General features: G+C 37.3%; 16 protein-coding genes and 1 tRNA gene. 10 read left to right on the top strand and 7 right to left on the bottom strand.

The window, feature by feature from the left end; translation table 11 throughout:
* The first annotated feature begins 77 nt into the window (after nucleotides 1-77).
* On the top strand, nucleotides 78-1,058 hold the full coding sequence (locus MS6x_RS04640) for a glycoside hydrolase family 2 TIM barrel-domain containing protein (protein ID WP_482605654.1): 981 nt from the start codon (nucleotides 78-80) through the stop codon (nucleotides 1,056-1,058).
* Between the two features lie 60 nt (nucleotides 1,059-1,118).
* Nucleotides 1,119-2,546: an MFS transporter gene (locus MS6x_RS04635; protein WP_482605653.1), complete on the top strand. Its 1,428-nt coding sequence runs from the start codon at nucleotides 1,119-1,121 to the stop codon at nucleotides 2,544-2,546.
* 116 nt (nucleotides 2,547-2,662) lie between these two features.
* Here the strand turns inward: MS6x_RS04635 and MS6x_RS04630 are convergent, their stop codons facing one another.
* The 3 genes from MS6x_RS04630 to MS6x_RS04620 form a co-directional block, all read right to left on the bottom strand.
* The gene (locus tag MS6x_RS04630; protein ID WP_482605651.1) at nucleotides 2,663-3,076 is read right to left on the bottom strand and encodes a DUF6691 family protein; all 414 of its coding nucleotides are present in this window, start codon (nucleotides 3,074-3,076) and stop codon (nucleotides 2,663-2,665) included.
* 2 nt (nucleotides 3,077-3,078) lie between these two features.
* Nucleotides 3,079-3,636 carry a YeeE/YedE family protein gene (locus tag MS6x_RS04625; RefSeq protein ID WP_482605650.1) on the bottom strand — a complete coding sequence of 186 codons (558 nt, stop codon included), beginning with the start codon at nucleotides 3,634-3,636 and terminating at the stop codon, nucleotides 3,079-3,081.
* Nucleotides 3,637-3,805: 169 nt separating this feature from the next.
* Nucleotides 3,806-4,027 carry a hypothetical protein gene (locus MS6x_RS04620; RefSeq protein ID WP_482605648.1) on the bottom strand — a complete coding sequence of 74 codons (222 nt, stop codon included), beginning with the start codon at nucleotides 4,025-4,027 and terminating at the stop codon, nucleotides 3,806-3,808.
* Between the two features lie 462 nt (nucleotides 4,028-4,489).
* On the opposite strand from MS6x_RS04620, the gene MS6x_RS04615 reads away from it, so the two are divergent.
* Nucleotides 4,490-6,928, top strand: coding sequence for a WD40/YVTN/BNR-like repeat-containing protein (locus MS6x_RS04615; RefSeq protein WP_482605647.1), 2,439 nt, complete (start codon nucleotides 4,490-4,492; stop codon nucleotides 6,926-6,928).
* Nucleotides 6,928-7,605, top strand: a complete 678-nt coding sequence (locus MS6x_RS04610) for a hypothetical protein (RefSeq protein WP_482605645.1) — start codon at nucleotides 6,928-6,930, stop codon at nucleotides 7,603-7,605. Before MS6x_RS04615 ends, MS6x_RS04610 begins: the two co-directional genes overlap by 1 nt.
* Before the next feature lie 39 nt (nucleotides 7,606-7,644).
* Here the strand turns inward: MS6x_RS04610 and MS6x_RS04605 are convergent, their stop codons facing one another.
* The 3 genes from MS6x_RS04605 to MS6x_RS04595 form a co-directional block, all read right to left on the bottom strand.
* Nucleotides 7,645-8,919 carry a M14 family metallopeptidase gene (locus tag MS6x_RS04605; RefSeq protein WP_482605643.1) on the bottom strand — a complete coding sequence of 425 codons (1,275 nt, stop codon included), beginning with the start codon at nucleotides 8,917-8,919 and terminating at the stop codon, nucleotides 7,645-7,647.
* 594 nt (nucleotides 8,920-9,513) lie between these two features.
* A complete protein-coding gene (locus tag MS6x_RS04600) occupies nucleotides 9,514-9,684 on the bottom strand; it encodes a DUF6747 family protein (RefSeq protein WP_482605642.1) in 171 nt (56 codons plus the stop codon).
* A 688-nt stretch (nucleotides 9,685-10,372) separates the two neighbouring features.
* A tRNA-Arg gene (locus MS6x_RS04595) sits at nucleotides 10,373-10,449 on the bottom strand.
* Nucleotides 10,450-10,523: 74 nt separating this feature from the next.
* On the opposite strand from MS6x_RS04595, the gene MS6x_RS04590 reads away from it, so the two are divergent.
* Nucleotides 10,524-11,036 (top strand): adenine phosphoribosyltransferase, encoded by a 513-nt coding sequence (locus tag MS6x_RS04590; RefSeq protein ID WP_482605640.1) that lies wholly within the window; start codon nucleotides 10,524-10,526, stop codon nucleotides 11,034-11,036.
* Here the strand turns inward: MS6x_RS04590 and MS6x_RS04585 are convergent.
* Nucleotides 11,030-11,173, bottom strand: a complete 144-nt coding sequence (locus MS6x_RS04585) for an SsrA-binding protein (protein ID WP_482605638.1) — start codon at nucleotides 11,171-11,173, stop codon at nucleotides 11,030-11,032. The two genes, MS6x_RS04590 and MS6x_RS04585, sit on opposite strands and share 7 nt — an antisense overlap.
* A 722-nt stretch (nucleotides 11,174-11,895) precedes the next feature.
* Here MS6x_RS04585 and MS6x_RS04580 point away from each other — a divergent pair.
* The 5 genes from MS6x_RS04580 (at nucleotide 11,896) to MS6x_RS04560 (ending at nucleotide 19,244) form a co-directional block, all read left to right on the top strand.
* Complete coding sequence (locus MS6x_RS04580; protein WP_482605636.1) at nucleotides 11,896-12,834, top strand: calcium/sodium antiporter; 939 nt, start codon at nucleotides 11,896-11,898, stop codon at nucleotides 12,832-12,834.
* 13 nt (nucleotides 12,835-12,847) lie between these two features.
* Nucleotides 12,848-14,440 carry a carboxypeptidase-like regulatory domain-containing protein gene (locus MS6x_RS04575; RefSeq protein WP_482605635.1) on the top strand — a complete coding sequence of 531 codons (1,593 nt, stop codon included), beginning with the start codon at nucleotides 12,848-12,850 and terminating at the stop codon, nucleotides 14,438-14,440.
* A 4-nt stretch (nucleotides 14,441-14,444) separates the two neighbouring features.
* A complete protein-coding gene (locus tag MS6x_RS04570) occupies nucleotides 14,445-15,980 on the top strand; it encodes a carboxypeptidase-like regulatory domain-containing protein (protein ID WP_482605634.1) in 1,536 nt (511 codons plus the stop codon).
* 110 nt (nucleotides 15,981-16,090) lie between these two features.
* On the top strand, nucleotides 16,091-17,623 hold the full coding sequence (locus MS6x_RS04565) for a carboxypeptidase-like regulatory domain-containing protein (RefSeq protein WP_482605633.1): 1,533 nt from the start codon (nucleotides 16,091-16,093) through the stop codon (nucleotides 17,621-17,623).
* A 4-nt stretch (nucleotides 17,624-17,627) separates the two neighbouring features.
* Entirely contained in the window at nucleotides 17,628-19,244 is a 1,617-nt protein-coding gene (locus tag MS6x_RS04560; protein ID WP_482605631.1) for a carboxypeptidase-like regulatory domain-containing protein, read from the top strand.
* The last annotated feature ends 2 nt before the right edge of the window (nucleotides 19,245-19,246 follow it).

Here is a 19,246-nt window from a genome sequence, read left to right as displayed (position 1 = left end):
TTTAAAAATAGGGTGATGATATCCTGTTATGTAAAGTAGTTATGGTAAGAGTAAGTATCTATAGTTGTATTGTTTTAATGTCTTTGTTTTTTTCGTGCAAGACAGACGAAAAGGCGGATAAGGTCTCGATAGATGGCCGTACCATACTAGTTGATAATCAGCCTTATCTGATTAAGGGTATTTGCTATCATCCTGTACCTGTAGGGAGTGATGATAGAAATTTTGAAAATTTAACTCAAGACCTCTCCTTAATGAAAGAGGCTGGTATTAATACCATTCGGGTCTACGAACCCATACTAGAAAAAGCGGTACTGGACCAAATAGCAGCCGAGGGTTTCAAAGTAATTATAGGTTTTGGGTATAACCAGGACGGGGTATATGATATTCTTTCTGGTAGCTATATAGACTATGTGAAAAAATTTAAAAATCACAAAGCCATCTTGTTATGGGAGCTTGGAAATGAGTACAATTATCATCCGAAATGGTTCAATAACGACATTGCAAATTGGTATACGTTATTGAACAATTCGGCCAAACGAATCCAAATAGCTGATGATCAGCACCCTGTAACCACCGCTCACGGGGAATTACCAGATGAACTTGCTATGTCTTTGTGTTCAGCGATAGATGTTTGGGGTATGAACGTATATCGATGGGATAATCCTAAGAAAATTTTTAAGGAATGGGCAACTATTAGCAATAAGCCCATGTACCTATCCGAAGCTGGGGGCGATAGTTTTATGACATCGACAAAAAATGGATATGAGGCAGGTATTAATGAAAAGGCACAGGCAGATGCCAATTCAAAAATTTTGGAATCCGTTTTTAATAATATGGATATTTGCTCTGGGGTAGCCATGTTTTCTTTTACCGATGGATGGTGGAAGGCAGGTGATAATGCTTCACAGGATACTGGAGGAATAGCACCCAATAGTACGGGAGTTCCCTACGACGGGACACCAAATGAGGAGTATTGGGGCATAGTTGACATCGATAGAAACAAGAAGGAAACCTTTGATGTTGTCAAAAAGGCATACCAAACATCGCAATCCCATTAGGAATGTTGGTAAAGGAATAGGGCAATTATATGTAAAACGAATCAACTAAAATTATAAGATATGAGCCAAATTATAAGTAAGCAATCAAATAAAGTTCCAATGGGTCAGAAAATTGCCTTCGGAATTGGAATGCTTGCCAACCAAATGTTTCCTGCTTCACTAGGAATCTTTATGGTAGTTTTAGTACAGGATTTAGGATTTCCAGGATGGATGTGGGGTGTAATTTATTTTTTCCCAAGATTGTTCGATTCGTTTACAGATCCTATTATGGGATATATTTCTGATAATACCAAATCAAAATGGGGAAGAAGGCGTCCCTATGTGATACTTGGTGGTATTCTTTTATGTGTTTCTTTTATTGCCATGTGGCAACTTTATAAGGATGCAGGGATTGATTATAATTTTGCATACTTCATGATTTGGTCATTTATCTTTTATTTAGGAATTACAATTTTTAGCGTTCCTTACGTTGCTATGGGATATGAGATGAGTAATGATTTTCATGAGCGTACAAATATAATGGCCACTGCTCAGTGGATTGGTCAATGGGCTTGGGTTATTGCTCCATGGTTTTGGGTAATTATGTATGACCCAGAATGGTTTGAATCTGCTGAAGTTGCAACCCGATCACTTGCCATTTGGGTTGGTGTCATTTTTGCAATTTGTGCTATAATACCAGGAATATTTATTAAAAGTAAATCAACATTAAATGAAGATTATTCTCCCCTCAATTTTAAAAATATACGGAATAGTCTCAAAGAAATAGGGTCAGGTTTTGTAAGTGCCTTTAAAATGAAATCTTTTAGACAACTATGTATCGCTACTTTTTTAGTGTACAACGCATTTATGACGATTGCATCTTTTTCATTTTTTATCATTGTGTATCATCTTTTTGAAGGTGATGCCGGTGCTGCTGGAATCTGGCCAACACTTTTTGGATGTTTGGGAGCGCTTGGAACTACCTTTGTTGTAATTCCTATTGTTGCTAGGATGTCCAAAAATATGGGAAAAAAGAAGGCCTTTTTGCTTTCACAAGCAATCTCTATTTTTGGCTATTTGATGCTTTGGTTCTTATTTGTTCCAGGCAAACCCTATATGTTCATTTTTGCACTTCCTTTCTTTTCCTTTGGTATAGGAAGTCTATTTTTATTGATGATGTCTATGACTGCTGATGTTATTGATTTAGATGAGCTTAATACGGGCCTAAGAAGGGAAGGAACGTTTGGAGCTATCTATTGGTTGATGGTTAAATTTGGTTTTGCGATTGCAGGAGGGTTAAGCGGCGTTATTATGAGTTTGGTAGGCTTTGATTCTGGTGTCACTCTCCAACCTGATGGAGCAGTAGACGGGTTAAGGTTAGCCTTCTCAGGAATTCCTATACTTGGGACACTTACGGCTATGTATGTTATGCGAGATTATGATGTTACCGAAGAACGTGCAGGTGAGATTAGAGCTGCATTGGACGAACGCGCTGGTAACAAAATTTAGAATGAGGGCACTTGCTCATTGCCACCCGTAAGAGAAAAAAAGAAAAATCGGAAGTTTTATAAAAACTTAGTTTGGCTGTGGACTTGTAATCAATGTATCAAAATTATGTGATAAGTCTAATGTGGTAGTTTTCGTTTTAATAACCCGTACACAAAAGTTCCTGCCATGGCCGCAATAATCACAATAATCATTGGGAATATACCTGCGCCCAATAAAATATACATGGGTCCGGGACAAGCTCCGGCCAAAGCCCAACCGAGTCCAAAAATGGTACCACCCAAAATATAGCGCGTAAAACCTTTGTCTTTTGGAGAAACTGTAATGACATTCCCTTCTAGGCTGTTTATTCTATACCTTTTAATTAAAAATATACCTACCACACCAATAAGTACGGCAGACCCAATAATGCCATACATATGAAAAGATTGAAATTTGAACATCTCATAAATTCGGTACCAGGATACCGCTTCTGATTTTACAAGAACAATACCAAAAAATATACCTACGAAAAGGAATTTTAGAAATTTCATATTTAAAATAATAAAGGAAGAATAAAATGGGTCATTACAAGCCCTCCAATAAAAAATCCGATTACGGCTATTAGTGAAGGTAACTGCAAGTTGCTTAAGCCACTTATGGCATGGCCGGAAGTGCATCCGCCGGCATATCTAGTTCCAAATCCCACCAAAAATCCTGCTATAATTAAAATAAGCATCCCCTTTAGGCTTAAAACCGCATCCCATCCATAGATTTCATTAGGTAATAAGGTGTCACCTATCTGCGTAAAATTCATAGTAGCAAGGTCAGAAATGGTTGCTGGATTTAGTTCTATAATCGAACCATCCGAGAGAAATGTAGTTGCAATAAAACCACCAATTACAGCACCTAGGACAACGGTAAGATTCCATTTTTGGGCCTTCCAGTCAAATTTAAAAAAATCCGCATATTTACCCGCACCAGATATGGTGCAAAAGGTTCTAAGATTAGATGACATCCCAAAGTTTTTTCCAAAATACAGTAAGAGTAATAGTACAGTGGCAATAAGGGGTCCGGAGACAAACCATGGCCAAGGTTTTAAAAGTGTATCCATTATTTTTTTGTTCGATGTTACAGTAGAAGTGATATCTAAATCGTGCATGATAAACGGAGCATCACTTCCAAAAACAAAACCCCTCTCAAGGAAGGGTTTTTATATTGTATATCAATTCTAAATCTAGCGATGAAACTAGTATTACAATTATATGTCGTCCACTGTGTTATTATACTAATGGAACTCCATTTAAGCGTTTTTCAATTTTCTTCTTCTTTTCTGTAACGCGTTTCATTACGTCCATTAAGTTAGCGTCTTTTGTTTCTTTATAGATTTCGTTGATGCTTAAAATTAATTTTTTAGCTTCCCTTGAAGCTTCAACTCTGTCACTAGTTGACATGTTGCTCATTTTTCGTCCTACGAACTCGTCTGCGTGTTCTAGTAAATCCATTACTTCTTTTTTTTCAAAGTTAACATAAAAATCAAATTACGCAATTCTTTGTCAATTGTATATCGTTATGACCTGATTAGATTAATGTATTTATGAATAATTTAACGTAACGTTCCCTTTAAAACAAATAGTTGACCAATGTAGAATGGTTTCTTTCCATAACGTCTTAAGGCCTTCAACGTGAAAACTGATTCTAGGCCATTTAAATAATTTGTTATTTAATTGTGCTCCGGGATAGCTTAAAAAGGCATAACTAAACTACTTTTCATCATCATTTTACAACATTTTGGGTATGCGCTTAAAAAATGGTGCACTTTACTACACTATCGATAATCAAATGACCATAGGGGTAAACCCTATCTATAGTAAAGTATAAAATTGAAAAAACCGTCGAATTAATGGGTGTTTATGTTCTTCAATTTAGAAAACCGATGCTTATTTTTGAACTAAACATTTTCACCTATGAGGCTTAAAATTGCATGTATCTTTTTGTTTCTTTTTTCTTCCAATTTACTCATATCCCAACAAGTTGATTTTGCGCTATTAAAAAATCTAGAGATTCGTAATGTAGGTCCCTCCAATATGAGTGGACGCATAACTGCGATTGATGTAGTAACTGCCAATCCTAAAATAATGTTCGTTGGGGCGGCATCTGGCGGAGTTTGGAAGTCTGAGAACGGAGGTACTGCATGGACACCGGTTTTTGATGACCAGCCCACGCAGAATATTGGTGCTGTGGCCGTACAACAAAGTAATCCGAATGTTATTTGGGTAGGGACAGGGGAAGGAAACCCGAGGAACTCCATGAACTTGGGTATGGGTATTTTTAAAAGTACCGACGGTGGTTTAACTTGGAAACATCTAGGTCTGGAAGCGACCAAGACTATTCATAGAATTAGCATCGACCCAACAAATCCTAATGTTGTTTATGTGGGCGCTATGGGAGACCCTTTCACCGCCAATGAGGACCGAGGGCTTTATAAGACTACAGATGGTGGATTGAGTTGGGAGAAGATTCTATATGCTAACGACCGATCTGGAATTGCAGATTTGGTCATGCACCCGAGCAATCCAAAGATGCTTTTTGCAGCGCTTTATGAACATGCGCATACACCTTATTATTTTACCTCGGGCGGCCAAGGTTCCGGGTTGTATGTATCCGAAGATGCTGGGGAAAATTGGAATCAATTAGGAGCTGTGGAAGGACTACCTGCAGGTAACTTAGGCCGTATCGGTTTTGCAATTGCACCATCGGAGCCTAGCAGAATCTATGCGAAGATTGAGGCCAAGAAAAATGCCATTTACCGTAGTGATGACGCAGGAGCTCATTGGAAAATGATTAATGACAACCCCAAGTTTGCGAATAACAGGCCTTTCTATTTTCAAGACCTTGCCGTAGATTCAGAGGATGCTGATCGGGTTTACAATATTTATCAGCCTTTATCCGTGAGTTATGATGGGGGAGCTACATTTGACACGATTCCAATGATTCCTGCCGATGAAACAAAAGGAATCCATGCCGATTTCCATGCCTTTTGGGTAAATCCCAAAGATGCAAAGCATTTTATCATCGGAGGAGATGGGGGATTGGGCATTACATACGATCATGGGAAGAGTTGGTATTTTCCGGAAACCATACCCGTGGCGCAGTTTTACCACGTTGGCGTGGATAATGACCGGCCTTACAATGTATACGGCGGTATGCAAGATAATGGTAATTGGTCCGGCCCTGCCTATACTTGGAAAAGAGGAGGTATACGCACGCTATATTGGCAATATTTGGTAGGCGGTGATGGATTTGATATTTCACCTGACCTTGATAATTCCCGCTACGGCTACGGTTCTTCCCAAAATGGGAATTTATATCGGTATGACAAGGTAACGGGGTACTATGTAAACATTGTTCCTCCGTCATCTGACCCAAAAATAGCCTTGCGTTTTAATTGGAATGCAGGTTTTGCCAGAAACCCCTTTGATACCAATTCCGCATATTATGGCTCACAATTTGTTCACTTCACAACGGATAAAGGAGCGTCTTGGAAAATTATTTCTCCCGATTTGACCACCAATAACCCTGAACATCAAAAGAAGGACTATGGTGGCCTTACTCTAGATGTTTCGGGTGCGGAACGCTATAACTCCATTTTAACGATTTCACCTAGCGCTTTGGACAAAAAGGTAATTTGGGTGGGAACCGATGACGGCCAAGTGCATATTTCTACTGATGCGGGAGCAACTTGGCAAAATAGAACAGCGAACGTAAAAGGAATGCCCAATGAATCTTGGATAGCCCAAATTAAAGCTTCACGCTACGAGGCCGGAACCGCCTGGATGGTGGTCAACAATTATAGGAAAGGCGATTATGAGCCTTATCTTTTTAAAACCGATGATTTCGGTAAAACATGGACGCGTAGGGCAGATGGTGGTACTGTGAAGGGATACGCGCTAAGTGTTATCCAAGATCCCGAAGAACCAAATTTAGTGTTTTTGGGTACCGAAAACGGATTATGGGTCAGTATGGATGCAGGAACCAAATGGACCCAATTTAAAAATGGTTTTCCATCAGTTTCTACCATGGATCTAACCATTCAGGAGCCGGAATCGGCACTTATTGTGGGAACCTTTGGTAGGGCAATTTGGGTTTTGGATGACCTCTTGTCATTGCGTGAAATTGCAGGGAATAGGTTGAAATCCCAAATTACGGCCTTACCAATGAACGATGCAGTGCAAGTAAAAGGACTATTCATTAATCCACCTGGAAATATATGGACAGGCTTTCATACTACCTTTGAAGGTAAGAACAAGGTCTTTCAAAAAACGGAGATTCCTTTTTATATATCTGAAGAACCGCTTCCCGACATGGCAGTATCTGCTATGGTCTACGACACTCAAAAAATTTAGTGAACAGCATAGCAACCAAGGAAGTTGTTAACGGACTTAATTATATGATTTGGAAACTGGACGAGGCTTCCGCTTCCTTACCGGGTGCATGGAAAGATGATTTTTCTAGGGATATTCCTGTGCAGCCCGGGGACTACACCATTGTTTTGCATTATGGTTCGCATACCGATACCACCAAGGTATCCGTTATACCGGACCCAAGATTTGAATTAAAACCTGAGGTAGATGAGGCCTTGTACGCTTATAGAAAGGAAGCAGATGCCCAAGTTACAATCTTGGGAAAGCTTTTGAAAGCTATTGAAATAAAAAGGAAGAACGTGCAGAAGCTAACGGAACAATTAGAAAAATACCGGGGGACATCAAAAGAGACTTTGAATTCAAATATTAAAAGCGTTAAGGTGGCACTGGATGCGCTGAGTGCTAAAGGGCGTACGCCAAAACCGGATAGACAACTTGGAGCTTGGCAGTCTTTTGAAACAACGCCGTTTTCCAAAATACAGGAGGTTTTGAGTATTGCTGCGGCACAAACCACCGTACCCTCGCAACAGCACGAGCAAACCTTGGAAATGGCTACCTCGCTCATTTCCGATTTTTCCAAGGAGGTAAGGGATTTTATAAGGACTGATTGGATTCCTTTTGAAACGATGATTAAGCAGAGTGACTTAAAATGGGATTAAGTGAGTTGTAAAAGCGGGTGTTATCACTAGCATTTGAGGCTACTGCTTTTTGAGCCTCTTTAGCATCATATTCATTAGTACATTGGCACTAATACGTCCTTTGTCTTTAATGAAATCCCTAGGGGTGTTATCACCTATTTCAAAAACTAAGGCTTCTGCGCCATGAGCTGCAAAAAAGTAATTGCGCGAAACAGTAGTAGGTTCTATTTGGTCATTGGGTTTTATATTGGGGTCGTAGCCATCAATTTGGGTCTTGACTTCATCTAGCCAATTAGTAACCAGACCAGGCATATTGCCTTTTAATTTTGGGTCGACCGTGTAGTAGATATCGTCCCAAGTTGAATGAAAATCGATGCCGAAATAGAACTTCCCTTCCGTTTCCGTGATTTTATTTTCCATAAATGCTTTTATCGCCTGTGTTTCCGGTTGGTTAAAATTGGCCCAATCTCTATTAAGATCTATTCCTCCCGCATTATGACGCCAATGACCATTATCTACACCGTCGGGGTTCATGAGCGGAATAACGTAGGTCGTAAATTTTTTTCTGAATTTGCGCCCTAGTTTAGTGTCGGAAGCAAGGTTTTCAACAAAAGCTTTCATCGCTAGATATCCAGTAACTTCCGGTGGATGTTGTCTGGAAATAACAATAAGCATGTTCTTGGATTCTGGATTTCCAATTGACAACATGTTCAAATCCTTGCCCTCTTTGCTTTTTCCAATACGACTTTTTTGTACGAAGGATTTTAGTGACAAACTATCTACCCAACTGGAAACACGGCTAGAGGTTTCCAATTCCTGACCGGAAACCCAAAGCGTATCAGGTCCAACTTCCAGTTTCATTTTAATAGATACGGGAAGAGAGCCAGGTCCAAAATCAGCATCCCCTCTTTCGTATTCCGTGTAGTTTACAGAATCTAACGAAGACCAAAGTGCTCCATTGGTGCTCAGCTTGGGGTAGTATCGGTGCTTCACTCCATCCTGGTAGGTGAGTGTTACATCAATATCTTGTTTTTTGGACGCCCAAACCTTAAAGGCATACCAAGGACTTATGTTTACCGGCGTATTTTCAGAAGTAATCAAAGCTGTAAAAGTACTAGTGTTGTTTTTAAGGATACCGTTGAGTCTGGCACCTTCAAAGTCATTTGAAAACACTACGTCCGTATCCGAAAAAGTGGTAATTCCTTTCCATTGTTTTTGAATAGGTTTAGATGATGTTGTTACTATTTTAATGAGAGGTTGCCCTTCAAATTTTGGTTTTTGGGCTTCGATACGGAGAACAGTTAAAATACTAAGGAAAAAGAGTATATTTTTCATTTTACGAAGACTTATTTCTGAAAATTGTTATTATTTTATTTATTAAGGAAAGATCTGTATCAAATGATGATGATTTGTTATGCTCTAAGATAATGTAAAGAAATCGGTTTTTGATATTTGAGGAATTATGATAGTAACTAATAATTTCGAAATAATTAGCTACGATTAGGAATGACTATAAGATAAGCAAAACAGCAAGATGAACGAAAAATAACATAGAAATAAAGCACATTCGATAAATAGTGAAAAGTATGAATGCGCATAGTACAAGAAGCCCTTACAAGTTATCGCTAGGGACGTTCTCATTCTTGACCTAAGGTGTTAAGGTTTAAAGCAGTTAGTTCTACTGAATTTTCTAGCTCGTCTTTGGCTTAAATCCCAAGTTTTTTGGTATGTAAATAGTTGATCGGTTTTGATGTATTTACTATGTAAATAAAAAAGCCCCACACATAAATATTGTAGGGCTTTATTAGTATTTGCTTTACTGATCTAGTTGCTTTCTTTGTAATAGTACCTTGCCTTATCCACTTATGTAAATAGAGTGTAGCAGATTTAGGTGCATCTGCAAAACTACTTTAGCAGTTACTATCTTGTTTAATCAAATGGAAAACCGGTAGAGACTCTGAATATGAATGCATAGAGTACAACGGCAAACATAATAAAGCTGAACCACGCAAAAAATTTGAAGTAGCGTTGTGCTATATAATTACCGAGGTTTCTAAATCCTTCGCTATAGATTTCTTTAATAAGTAGTAATGTTTTCATATTGGGGATTTTTTCATTGTTTACCACAAAACTAGCATCAACTATAGGAATTTTGGTAAGATTTTGGTTAACGGTCGAATAACTGGGTTAACTCGGTTTAAACCTAGTTAAGCTGCAAAAATCATCGGTAAAAATTAGTTCAGCATTATCATTAGAAATGCTCATAATACGGTTAAGATCGATGAACTACCTAGGATATCTAATTGCAAATACCTGTTATTTTAGATTAGAGTCAATTTGCATATTAAGTTCAACCACCTTTTATGTAAAATTCTTCGATACTAGTGCTTAACTGGTATAACTATGCCAGGATTAAGTCCTTATCGGATGTAATATTTAGTCCTTATGAATAGAATGATTAGTATTCGACAAAAGAAGTTTACTAGATGCCTAGAACAAACGTATTCTGTATGCTTTAAAGTTGAGTCGCTTATTATAGGTTTAAGTCTAATTAACTTTCTTAAGCTTATAGTCTAAAAATAGCCCCTTATAAATTCTGGAATTTGTAAATCGTTTTGATGGAAGGGGAGTTGAGTATAAAAAACAGCGTCCTAAGAGCCATAAAGTATCCGCTGTGGCAAAGGATTTCAGGTTCTTTGAATAAGGAAGTATAACCTGCTCGTAAACGAACATAATGGTCCAATAAAAAACGGAGGTAACGCTGTGTAGCTGTTAACCCCCGTTTTAATGGTGACCCTGACAAGATTCGAACTTGTAACCTTCTGATTCGTAGTCAGATGCGCTATCCAGTTGCGCCACAGGGCCTTTAATATCCCCTGTAAGGGGCTGCAAATATATTTCTTTTTACTTTTAACGCAAAATAACTAGGAACAAAAGAAATGGATTTAAAACAGTACGTAAGAGATATTAAAGATTTTCCAAAAGAAGGAATAGTTTTTAAGGATATAACCCCACTTTTGCAAGACAGGATAGCGCTTCAAAAAGCAACTGAGGGGCTTGTAAACCTGGTTGGCAATATGAAGATAGATAAGGTAGTGGGAATGGAAAGTAGAGGATTCATTTTTGCTCCTATTTTAGCGCATAGGCTCAATGCGGGCTTTGTTCCGGTTAGGAAACCGGGTAAACTACCTCATAACAAGCTCAGTGAGTCGTTTCTCCTGGAATACGGCACGGATATTCTAGAAATGCATAGCGACGCAATTAATGAGGGAGACAAGGTATTGGTCCATGATGATGTATTGGCAACCGGGGGCACCGCCAGTGCCGTCGCCAAACTTGTAGCGCGTGCTGGGGGAGAAATAGTACAATTTAATTTTTTATTGGAGTTGACTTTTCTAAATGGGCGAAACAAATTGGCATCCTGGCCTGTAAAATCTTTGTTGTCCTATTGATCTAATGCTTTTGTAGTTACAAAGTAGCGCCATCCTATAATTGCCATTTGCAGTTTCGATGCTTTGGAAAGGTCTAAACGCTTTTTAGAGTAGGAGGGGAGCAAAGCCTTGTTTAATTTAGCCAAAACCGTATACATTTTTTAGATATTGATGTGATGTTTCAAAAATACAAAATTAATAATGAGACATTTTAGTTTTTAAGTCCTTGTTCGTTACCATCTTAATTTGAGCTTCTTTTTCCGGTTGAGCTATCAAGGGATTCAAATTTCTTATGCTGTTGTAGGTTTTAAAATACCATAGCGTAGGTAGATATGATTAGTGTTAGTATAAGATACAGTATAAGTTTTATAAGGTTGATCATAGTAGTATTATAAAGTGGTTTAAATAAGTTTCATAATTGATTCTTGAGGTAAGATATAGTAGAAGTGACCTCATCTACAAAGAAAGAACCTATAATTATTACATTTGACTATAATACTGTAAGTGTATAAATTTGAATGATTATAATATTCAACCAATGCTCTTGACAAATGTTTCTAAAATTAATTTTTTAAGTTATTTTTATTTTAAAATGTAACTTGTGTAGGTCGATTTTTCAATGTTTTTGATTTAGCAAGGGGCTTTTGATTTAAAAATTACCGAAAAAAGCCTTTTTCATTTATTCACAAGTAAACCCTTCAACTATGTAGAAGTTTATTTTCACTTATCTTCTGAAACTGTTTCTGTTTTATATCATTCGTTGCGTTGATATCACCTGCGCTGCTTTATAGACTTATTAACGTCGTATTGAGCCGTGAACTGGTAATCTCTGCTTATGTAAATCTCAAACAGTTCCTCTATATTTGTTAAAAACAGGTGTATGCAGAATTTTTTGTTCCTGGTGGGTGGTTTGGCGCTGTTAATTGCCGGAGGTAATTGGCTACTAAAATCTGCTGTAGACCTCTCTTTAAAATTGAACATACCTAAAATAGTGATTGGAATGACCGTGGTATCGTTTGCGACGTCTGCTCCAGAGCTTATGGTGAGTGTTAAGGCCGCTTTGGACGGTTCTCCCGACTTAGCTCTAGGAAATGTAGTAGGTTCAAATATTGCGAATTTAGGACTGGTATTGGCCATTACTATTCTACTTAGTAGCATAGATGTTAAACGGAGTTTTTATACTACGGACTGGCCCGTAATGATGATAGCCTCATTATTATTTTTTGTGTTTATTTATTTTGACGGTGTGTTGGAGCTATATGAAGGAATTAGTATGGTGGTTTCACTATTTGCCTTTTTAGTATACCTTCTACGGTTTCAAAAAAAAGCGGTAGAGGAAGAGTCATTGGTACCAGCAGTGATGATGCCGATTTGGAAAACTGCTCTGTTTTTAGGACTGGGCGGTGTATCCTTATGGGGGGGTTCTGAATTGTTGATTAATGGAGCCGTTGGTCTCGCACAAAATTTTGGGGTAAGTGAACGTATTATCGCGATTACAATAGTATCTGTAGGTACTAGTATTCCCGAACTGGCAGCTTCCATTATTGCCATCATTAATAAAGAAAAAGCAATTTCCTTAGGAAATCTGATTGGTTCCAATATTTTTAACTTGTTGGCCGTTTTAGGTATCACTGCCATTATTACGCCAATTAAGGTTATGGACGAAGGCTTGCTTTCCAATGATATCTGGTGGATGCTAGGAATTTCTTTTCTTATACTACCTCTGGTTTTTATACCAAAAGGCTTGCGTTTAGGATGGAGAGATGGGTTAATTCTTCTTGCAATTTATTTAGCTTTTGTGTATGTTACAGTATATTAAACTATAATATAATATGTTGGATAGGGTGTATTTCATATTCTTATTTTTTTTGATATGCCCCTACATAACTGCTCAAAAAACAGCGTACATTGCAGGCAGACTACTTGAGGAGAGAACTCAAAATCCTATTGTCTTTGCCAGCATTCGAATAACCGATCGCGCTTTGGGAGTTATTTCTAACGAGGACGGTAGTTTTAGAATCCCTTTAAGATACAAGGAATATGGTGATGTTATAGAGATATCCTCCATGGGGTTTCTTACCAAGAAAATCCCAATAAACACATTTCTTTTGGATACTTTGAATACCGTATTTTTAGAGCCGGCTCCAATGGCTTTGGAAGAGGCCATTGTATTCGGCGAAACAAAGAGGAGAAACGTACTTAAGCCCAAAGAAATTGTACAGAAAGCTATTGATGCTATTTTGGACAATTATCCAACAACTCCGTTTACAAAAGTCGGTTATTACCGAGACTACCAAATGGAGAACGGTGCTTATATAAATTTAAACGAAGCCATCATCGAGGTCTTTGATCAAGGTTTTAAAGCGATGGATTCCAGCACAACAAAGGCCGTTCTGTATGAGTATAAAGAAAACATGGATTTCCGGCGCGATAGTTTGGCCGTTTTGCCTTATAACTACGAAAAACGGACAAAAATTATTGACAAGGGCTATTTGTCGTCCTACGGCGGTAATGAATTCGTAATATTAAAGGTACATAATGCCATTAGAAACTATACGGTGAATTCCTATTCGTTTGTTCATCGGTTCGATTCCGACTTATTGAATGAACATGAGTTTTGGAAAAAAAGGGATGCCTACACTGCAGGTAAGGACGTTTACCACATCGGGTTTGAAAAGCTATTACCAAATTATAATGCCTATGGTGAATTATACATATCAAAGGACAATTACTCCATTTATAAAATGACCTATGCAGTTTACGATACGTCTAAGTTAGGCAATTTCGAAAAACCGGATTATGCTAGAAATGAGAAGGATTTGATGCTAGAGGTAATTACCGAATACAATAGCCAGGGGGATAAAATGTTCTTGAACTTTATTTCCTTTCATAATGCTTTTAAAGTAAGGGAGCCACCTAAGTTTAAGCTCGATGAGGTGGAGTTAAATTGGTCCAAAGGGTGTTTCGTTTTAAGGTTTAATAAAGAATTGGATCCCACTATGGAGCAAAAAAATTCCAATTATAAAGTGGTTTTTAGAGGTAAGCGGATCAAAATTGATCGCATTGTTCTGGTTGACGATATAGTACGTATATACCCAAAGATGAATAGCAAAAAATTTTCGGAAATCGCTATGGTTATCGAAAAGGACCTTAAGTCTGCAAAGATGTTGAGTGAAACGTCTTTAGAAGTTACCGTTAAAGGAATTAAGGATATCAGCGGTAACGTCATTAACCGATGGAGCGAGAAAAATTTAAATCAATTTCGAGAATTTTTCGTTCAGCGAGTAAAGACTAAGCCCAGTGCGGTGTCTTCTGAATTTTTTATGAATAAAAACGCACCTATTTTTAAGGACCAACCCATGTTAAAACCTGATAATTTTGATGAGTATTGGATGAATACGCCTTTGAAAACAATCAGGGACTAAGCGAATGATAAAACTACGGTTACTATTTTTATTTCTTTTACCGCTGTGTAGTGCTCTGGTTGTGGCCCAAGATCGGGAGTTTTTGCAAGCCAAGGTATTGGATCAACGAACAGGAGAGCCAGTAATTTTTGCAACTGTACGGATCACCGACAAAGCCAAGGGAGTGATTACGAATATGGACGGCGGTTTTCGCTTTCCTTTGACCTACCGAGAAGCTGGTAAATCCATCGAAATTTCTTCTATGGGTTATGACAAAAAAGAGTTTGAACTGCAAGAGCTTTCCCCGTACGATATTAATATTCTGTACTTGTCGCCAGGTGTTCTTTCTTTGTCCGAAGCCGTAGTGAGTGCCAAAAAGAAGCGTGAGCTTTCGGCCAAGCGAATCGTACGTAGGGCTATTGAAAATATTCCTAAGAATTATCCAAGTTCAAATTTTGCGGCCGTTGGTTATTATCGGGATTATCAAATTAAAGGCGACAATTACGTTAATCTGAACGAAGCTATTTTAGAGGTAGTCGACAATGGCTTTGATACCAATGACGAAAAAGAATCTAAAGTACGCATATACGATTATCGCCCCAATGAAACTTTTGAACAAGATGAAGATAGTAAGGCGGCGTATGATTATCTAAATCGCAGCAAAGTGATTGAAAATGCTTTTTTGAGAGATTATGGGGGCAACGAATTCACAATTTTACGTATTCATGATGCCATTAGAAACTATAAGATAAATTCCTATGATTTTGTGAATGTCCTTGAGCATGATTTTATTCATAATCATAGGTTTGAAATAGAAAGTATTATCAAACAAGATGGCGAAGAATTGTTCGTCATCACTTTTAAACAGTCAGTGCCACAAAATAATATCATAGGTAAGCTGTACATATCAAAAATTGATTATGCGATTCATAAGATGGCGTATACCCTGTATGATGACAAACTTAAATTACCAAAAAGACAAGTAAGCAGGCATGGAATTCGTTTTAAAGTGGTTTTTGAGATTATTGTGGAATACAAGCGCAAGTCTGAAAAAATGTTTCCGAATTACATCTCTTTTGTTAATAATTTTAAAGCTCAAAAAGCTCCTTTATTTCATGTAAAAAAGTTTGAATGGAATGGCAGTAGGGGTTGTTTTGAGGTCTATTTCAGCGATTTTGTACATGAGAGATCGGCATCAAGAGCAAGGAACTATATTTTAACTTTTCGTGGAAAACAGATTACTTTTGACAAGATGAATGTGCGGGGAAATAAGGTGGAGATGTTTCCATTGAAGGATGATAACTTTAAAGAAATGGTAGACACTTTGTATTCCCCAAAATATAGAAACAGAAAAGATTTGGCCCTGTCTTTAGAAGTATTAAACGTAAAGAACGAATCACTGACATCGAAGGTTGATGAAATAACCTATAAAGCCTACAAACAATACCGAGAATTTTTTGTGCAAGAGATAAAGCCTAATGGTAGCGTCTTAAAAAGATACCTTGTTCATGAAAAAAGACCGTCCTATTTTTCAAGACCAACCCATGTCAAAACCAGATAATTTCGACGAGTATTGGATGAATACGCCTTTGAAAACAATCAAGGACTAAGCGAATGATAAAACTACGGTTACTATTTTTATTTCTATTACCTCTGTGTAGTACTCTGGTTGTGGCCCAAGAACAGGAGTTTTTGCAAGCCAAGGTATTGGATCAACGAACAGGAGAGCCAGTGATTTTTGCAACTGTACGGATCACCGACAAAGCCAAGGGAGTGATTACGAATATGGACGGCGGTTTTCGCTTTCCTTTGACCTACCGAGAAGCTGGTAAATCCATTGAAATTTCTTCTATGGGTTATGACAAAAAAGAGTTTGAACTGCAAGAGCTTTCACCAAACGATATTAATATATTGTACTTGTCGCCAGGTGTTCTTTCTTTGTCCGAAGCGGTGGTCAGCGCTCGAAAAAAACGTGGGCTGTCCGCCGTGAAAATAGTACGCAAGGCAATAAAGAACATCCCCAATAATTATCCACACCGAAATTTTGCGGCCATCGGTTATTATCGAGACTATCAAATATGGGAAGATGAGTATGTTAATTTGAACGAGGCAATTTTAGAGGTAACGGATATGGGTTTTCAGACCAATGACTATATAAGCTCCAAGGTTCGCATATATGATTATCAACGTAATAAGAATTTTAAACGGGATGTTAAGGCAAGCTATAAGTACGATTACAAGAACTATAAAAAATTTATAGATAAGGCGTATCTACAAGATTTCGGCGGAAACGAATTCAATATTTTACGGATTCACGATGCCATACGTAACAACAAAATAAATTCCTACGATTTTGTAAATGTTATGGAACGTGATTTTATAAGTAATCATTCTTTTAGAAAGGAAGACGATACAAGACAAGATCAGGAACTTTTGTATGTTATAGATTTTGGACTGTCAACCCAACCAATTCGGGTACATGGTAAATTATATATATCAAAAAAAGATTTTTCCATTCATAAAATGGAGTATACCCTTTATGACCGTAATCGTAAAATGGAAAAGGGACAGTTGAATAAGCACGGTAGTGATTATATGGCCATTTTTGATGTGATTACGGAGTACAAACCGAAGTACGGAAGAATGTACCCTAATTATATTTCTTTTTACAATACGTTTGAAACGGCAAAACCTCCTGTTTTTACTGTAGTAAAAGTTTTATTGGATAGACCTAAAGCTTGTTTAGTGGTCAGGTTCAATGATGTTGTAGATTGGGAAACGGCTCAAAAAAAGACCAATTATGATTTGCAATTTGAGGGAAAAAAAATGGCATTGGATAAAATAAAGGTGTTGAGGGATAAGGTAGAACTTTATCCTAAAATAAGTAGGGAAGATTTTAATAAGCTATATCAAAAAATAAACGCTGTAAGCCTCAAAAAACTGGATAGCATGAAACTATTAACAGCAGAGATCACCGGAGTGTTTAACAGGGACAGAACTTTCAAGGTCAATGAAATGGTTTATAAGACTTACAAACAATACCGAGAGTTCTTTGTGCAAGAGGTAATGCCTAACGGTAGTGTTTTAACGGATACATTGTTCATGAATAAAAATGCTCCTATCTTTAAAGACCAGCCCATGTTAAAACCAGATAACTTTGATGAGTTTTGGATGAACACGCCTTTGAAAACAAGCAAGGATTAAGCTAATGTTAAAATTACGGTTACTATTTTTATTTCTACTACCACTGTTTAGTCTGCTCGTAAGGGCTCAAGAACAGGATTTTCTTCAGGCTAAGGTGCTCGATCAAAAAACAGGAGAACCTGTGGTTTTTGCAACTGTCCGTTTAATAGGAAAGGCAAAGGGAGTGATAACAAATATGGACGGTAGTTTCAGATTGCCCTTAAGTTATATGGGAGAAATCGAATCGATTGAAGTTTCTTCTATGGGTTATGAGACAAAGCAAATTTTAATTGATCCATTTTTGGAGGGTAGCTCAAATATAGTGATGCTTAATCCTAGTATTTTCGAGTTAAGCGAAGCAGTAATCTCCGCCAAATTGAAGAGGATGAGTGCTAGGCAAATTGTCAAAGTTGCGGTGAATAGTATTACTGAAAATTATCCCAAAGATAGTTTTAGTCTAGCCGGGTATTACAGGGATTTTCAGATAAAAAACGCTAAATATTTTAACGTTAATGAAGCTATATTAAAAGTGTTTGATAAAGGGTTTGTCGAATTAGATAATTACGGTAATGAATACCAGCTTTTTTCTTATCGCAAAAATTTGAACTTCGGTAACGATTCTCTAGCTAAACAGCCCTACGACTATCAAAATAACGCTAAGGTGATCCCAGGCGCCAGAATGGAGAATACGGGAGGGAATGAACTCTATGCACTCAACATGCACGATGCAATAAGAAATTATCAAACAGATACCTATTCCTATATAGATAATATGCCAAGTGATTATGTGGAGGGACATCGCTTTCGATTAAACGGTAAAACCAACTATCAAGATGAAATAGTTTATGAAATAGAAAGCTATTACAGCAATAAAGAGTATTTTTCTGAGGGTAAAATCTTCATAAATACAGAAAATTTCGCAATTCTTAAGCTCGATTATGCTGTTTTTAAGCGCAGAAAACCAGATCGATCACTTATAATAATTAATCCCGAAGAAAGGTTTTCTGATGGATTTAATAAAAGCGCTAGGGAATTAATCTATCAGATCAAAACAGAGTATGCCAAAGGAGAAGATGAGAAGATGTTTCTCAACTACATTTCATTCTACAATAAGGCCTTGGTAGAAAGGCCGGTAGATTTTAAATCGATATTCGTAATAGATTTAAAAGCAAGAGTATTTGAAGTAAGATTGAAAAAAACACCTGTCGATATAGATAAAATAAAAATTAATGATTTTAAAATTCGATATCAACAGCAACTTTTACCTATTAAAAAAATTGCCTTTCTAAAAAAGCGAAATGTTTTTATGTTAACTCCAGATTTCAGGAAAATACCCACTAGGTCAACTTTGGATTATTTGTTTACTAAAAATGATAGTCTCAAAATTACCGATTTGTCTTATACCTATGGCAATATAAGAGATACTTTAGGTAACAGGCTAGATCAAAGAAAGTGGGAATATATACACCAGTATCGAGAGTTTTTTACCCAAGAAACGTTTCCAAACCTATTTAGAATACCTACACAGGATAGCTTGATGATAAAATATTTACCCTTGGAGCATAAGCGACAACCTATATGTTCCACCTGCAATAGTTCTAATTATTGGATGAATACGCCATTAAAAACAACTAATAATTGAAC

Source organism: Maribacter sp. MS6, assembly GCF_056839185.1.
This window is presented reverse-complemented; position numbering and strand designations above follow the sequence as displayed.

Coding starts and splice junctions, on each gene's coding strand:
- MS6x_RS04600 (WP_482605642.1), bottom strand. CDS start 9,684: ATGAAAACATTACTACTTATTAAAGAAATCTATAGCGAAGGATTTAGA.
- MS6x_RS04580 (WP_482605636.1), top strand. CDS start 11,896: ATGCAGAATTTTTTGTTCCTGGTGGGTGGTTTGGCGCTGTTAATTGCC.
- MS6x_RS04625 (WP_482605650.1), bottom strand. CDS start 3,636: ATGGATACACTTTTAAAACCTTGGCCATGGTTTGTCTCCGGACCCCTT.
- MS6x_RS04560 (WP_482605631.1), top strand. CDS start 17,628: ATGTTAAAATTACGGTTACTATTTTTATTTCTACTACCACTGTTTAGT.
- MS6x_RS04590 (WP_482605640.1), top strand. CDS start 10,524: ATGGATTTAAAACAGTACGTAAGAGATATTAAAGATTTTCCAAAAGAA.
- MS6x_RS04585 (WP_482605638.1), bottom strand. CDS start 11,173: ATGTATACGGTTTTGGCTAAATTAAACAAGGCTTTGCTCCCCTCCTAC.
- MS6x_RS04570 (WP_482605634.1), top strand. CDS start 14,445: ATGATAAAACTACGGTTACTATTTTTATTTCTTTTACCGCTGTGTAGT.
- MS6x_RS04620 (WP_482605648.1), bottom strand. CDS start 4,027: ATGGATTTACTAGAACACGCAGACGAGTTCGTAGGACGAAAAATGAGC.
- MS6x_RS04575 (WP_482605635.1), top strand. CDS start 12,848: ATGTTGGATAGGGTGTATTTCATATTCTTATTTTTTTTGATATGCCCC.
- MS6x_RS04605 (WP_482605643.1), bottom strand. CDS start 8,919: ATGAAAAATATACTCTTTTTCCTTAGTATTTTAACTGTTCTCCGTATC.
- MS6x_RS04615 (WP_482605647.1), top strand. CDS start 4,490: ATGAGGCTTAAAATTGCATGTATCTTTTTGTTTCTTTTTTCTTCCAAT.
- MS6x_RS04635 (WP_482605653.1), top strand. CDS start 1,119: ATGAGCCAAATTATAAGTAAGCAATCAAATAAAGTTCCAATGGGTCAG.
- MS6x_RS04630 (WP_482605651.1), bottom strand. CDS start 3,076: ATGAAATTTCTAAAATTCCTTTTCGTAGGTATATTTTTTGGTATTGTT.
- MS6x_RS04640 (WP_482605654.1), top strand. CDS start 78: ATGTCTTTGTTTTTTTCGTGCAAGACAGACGAAAAGGCGGATAAGGTC.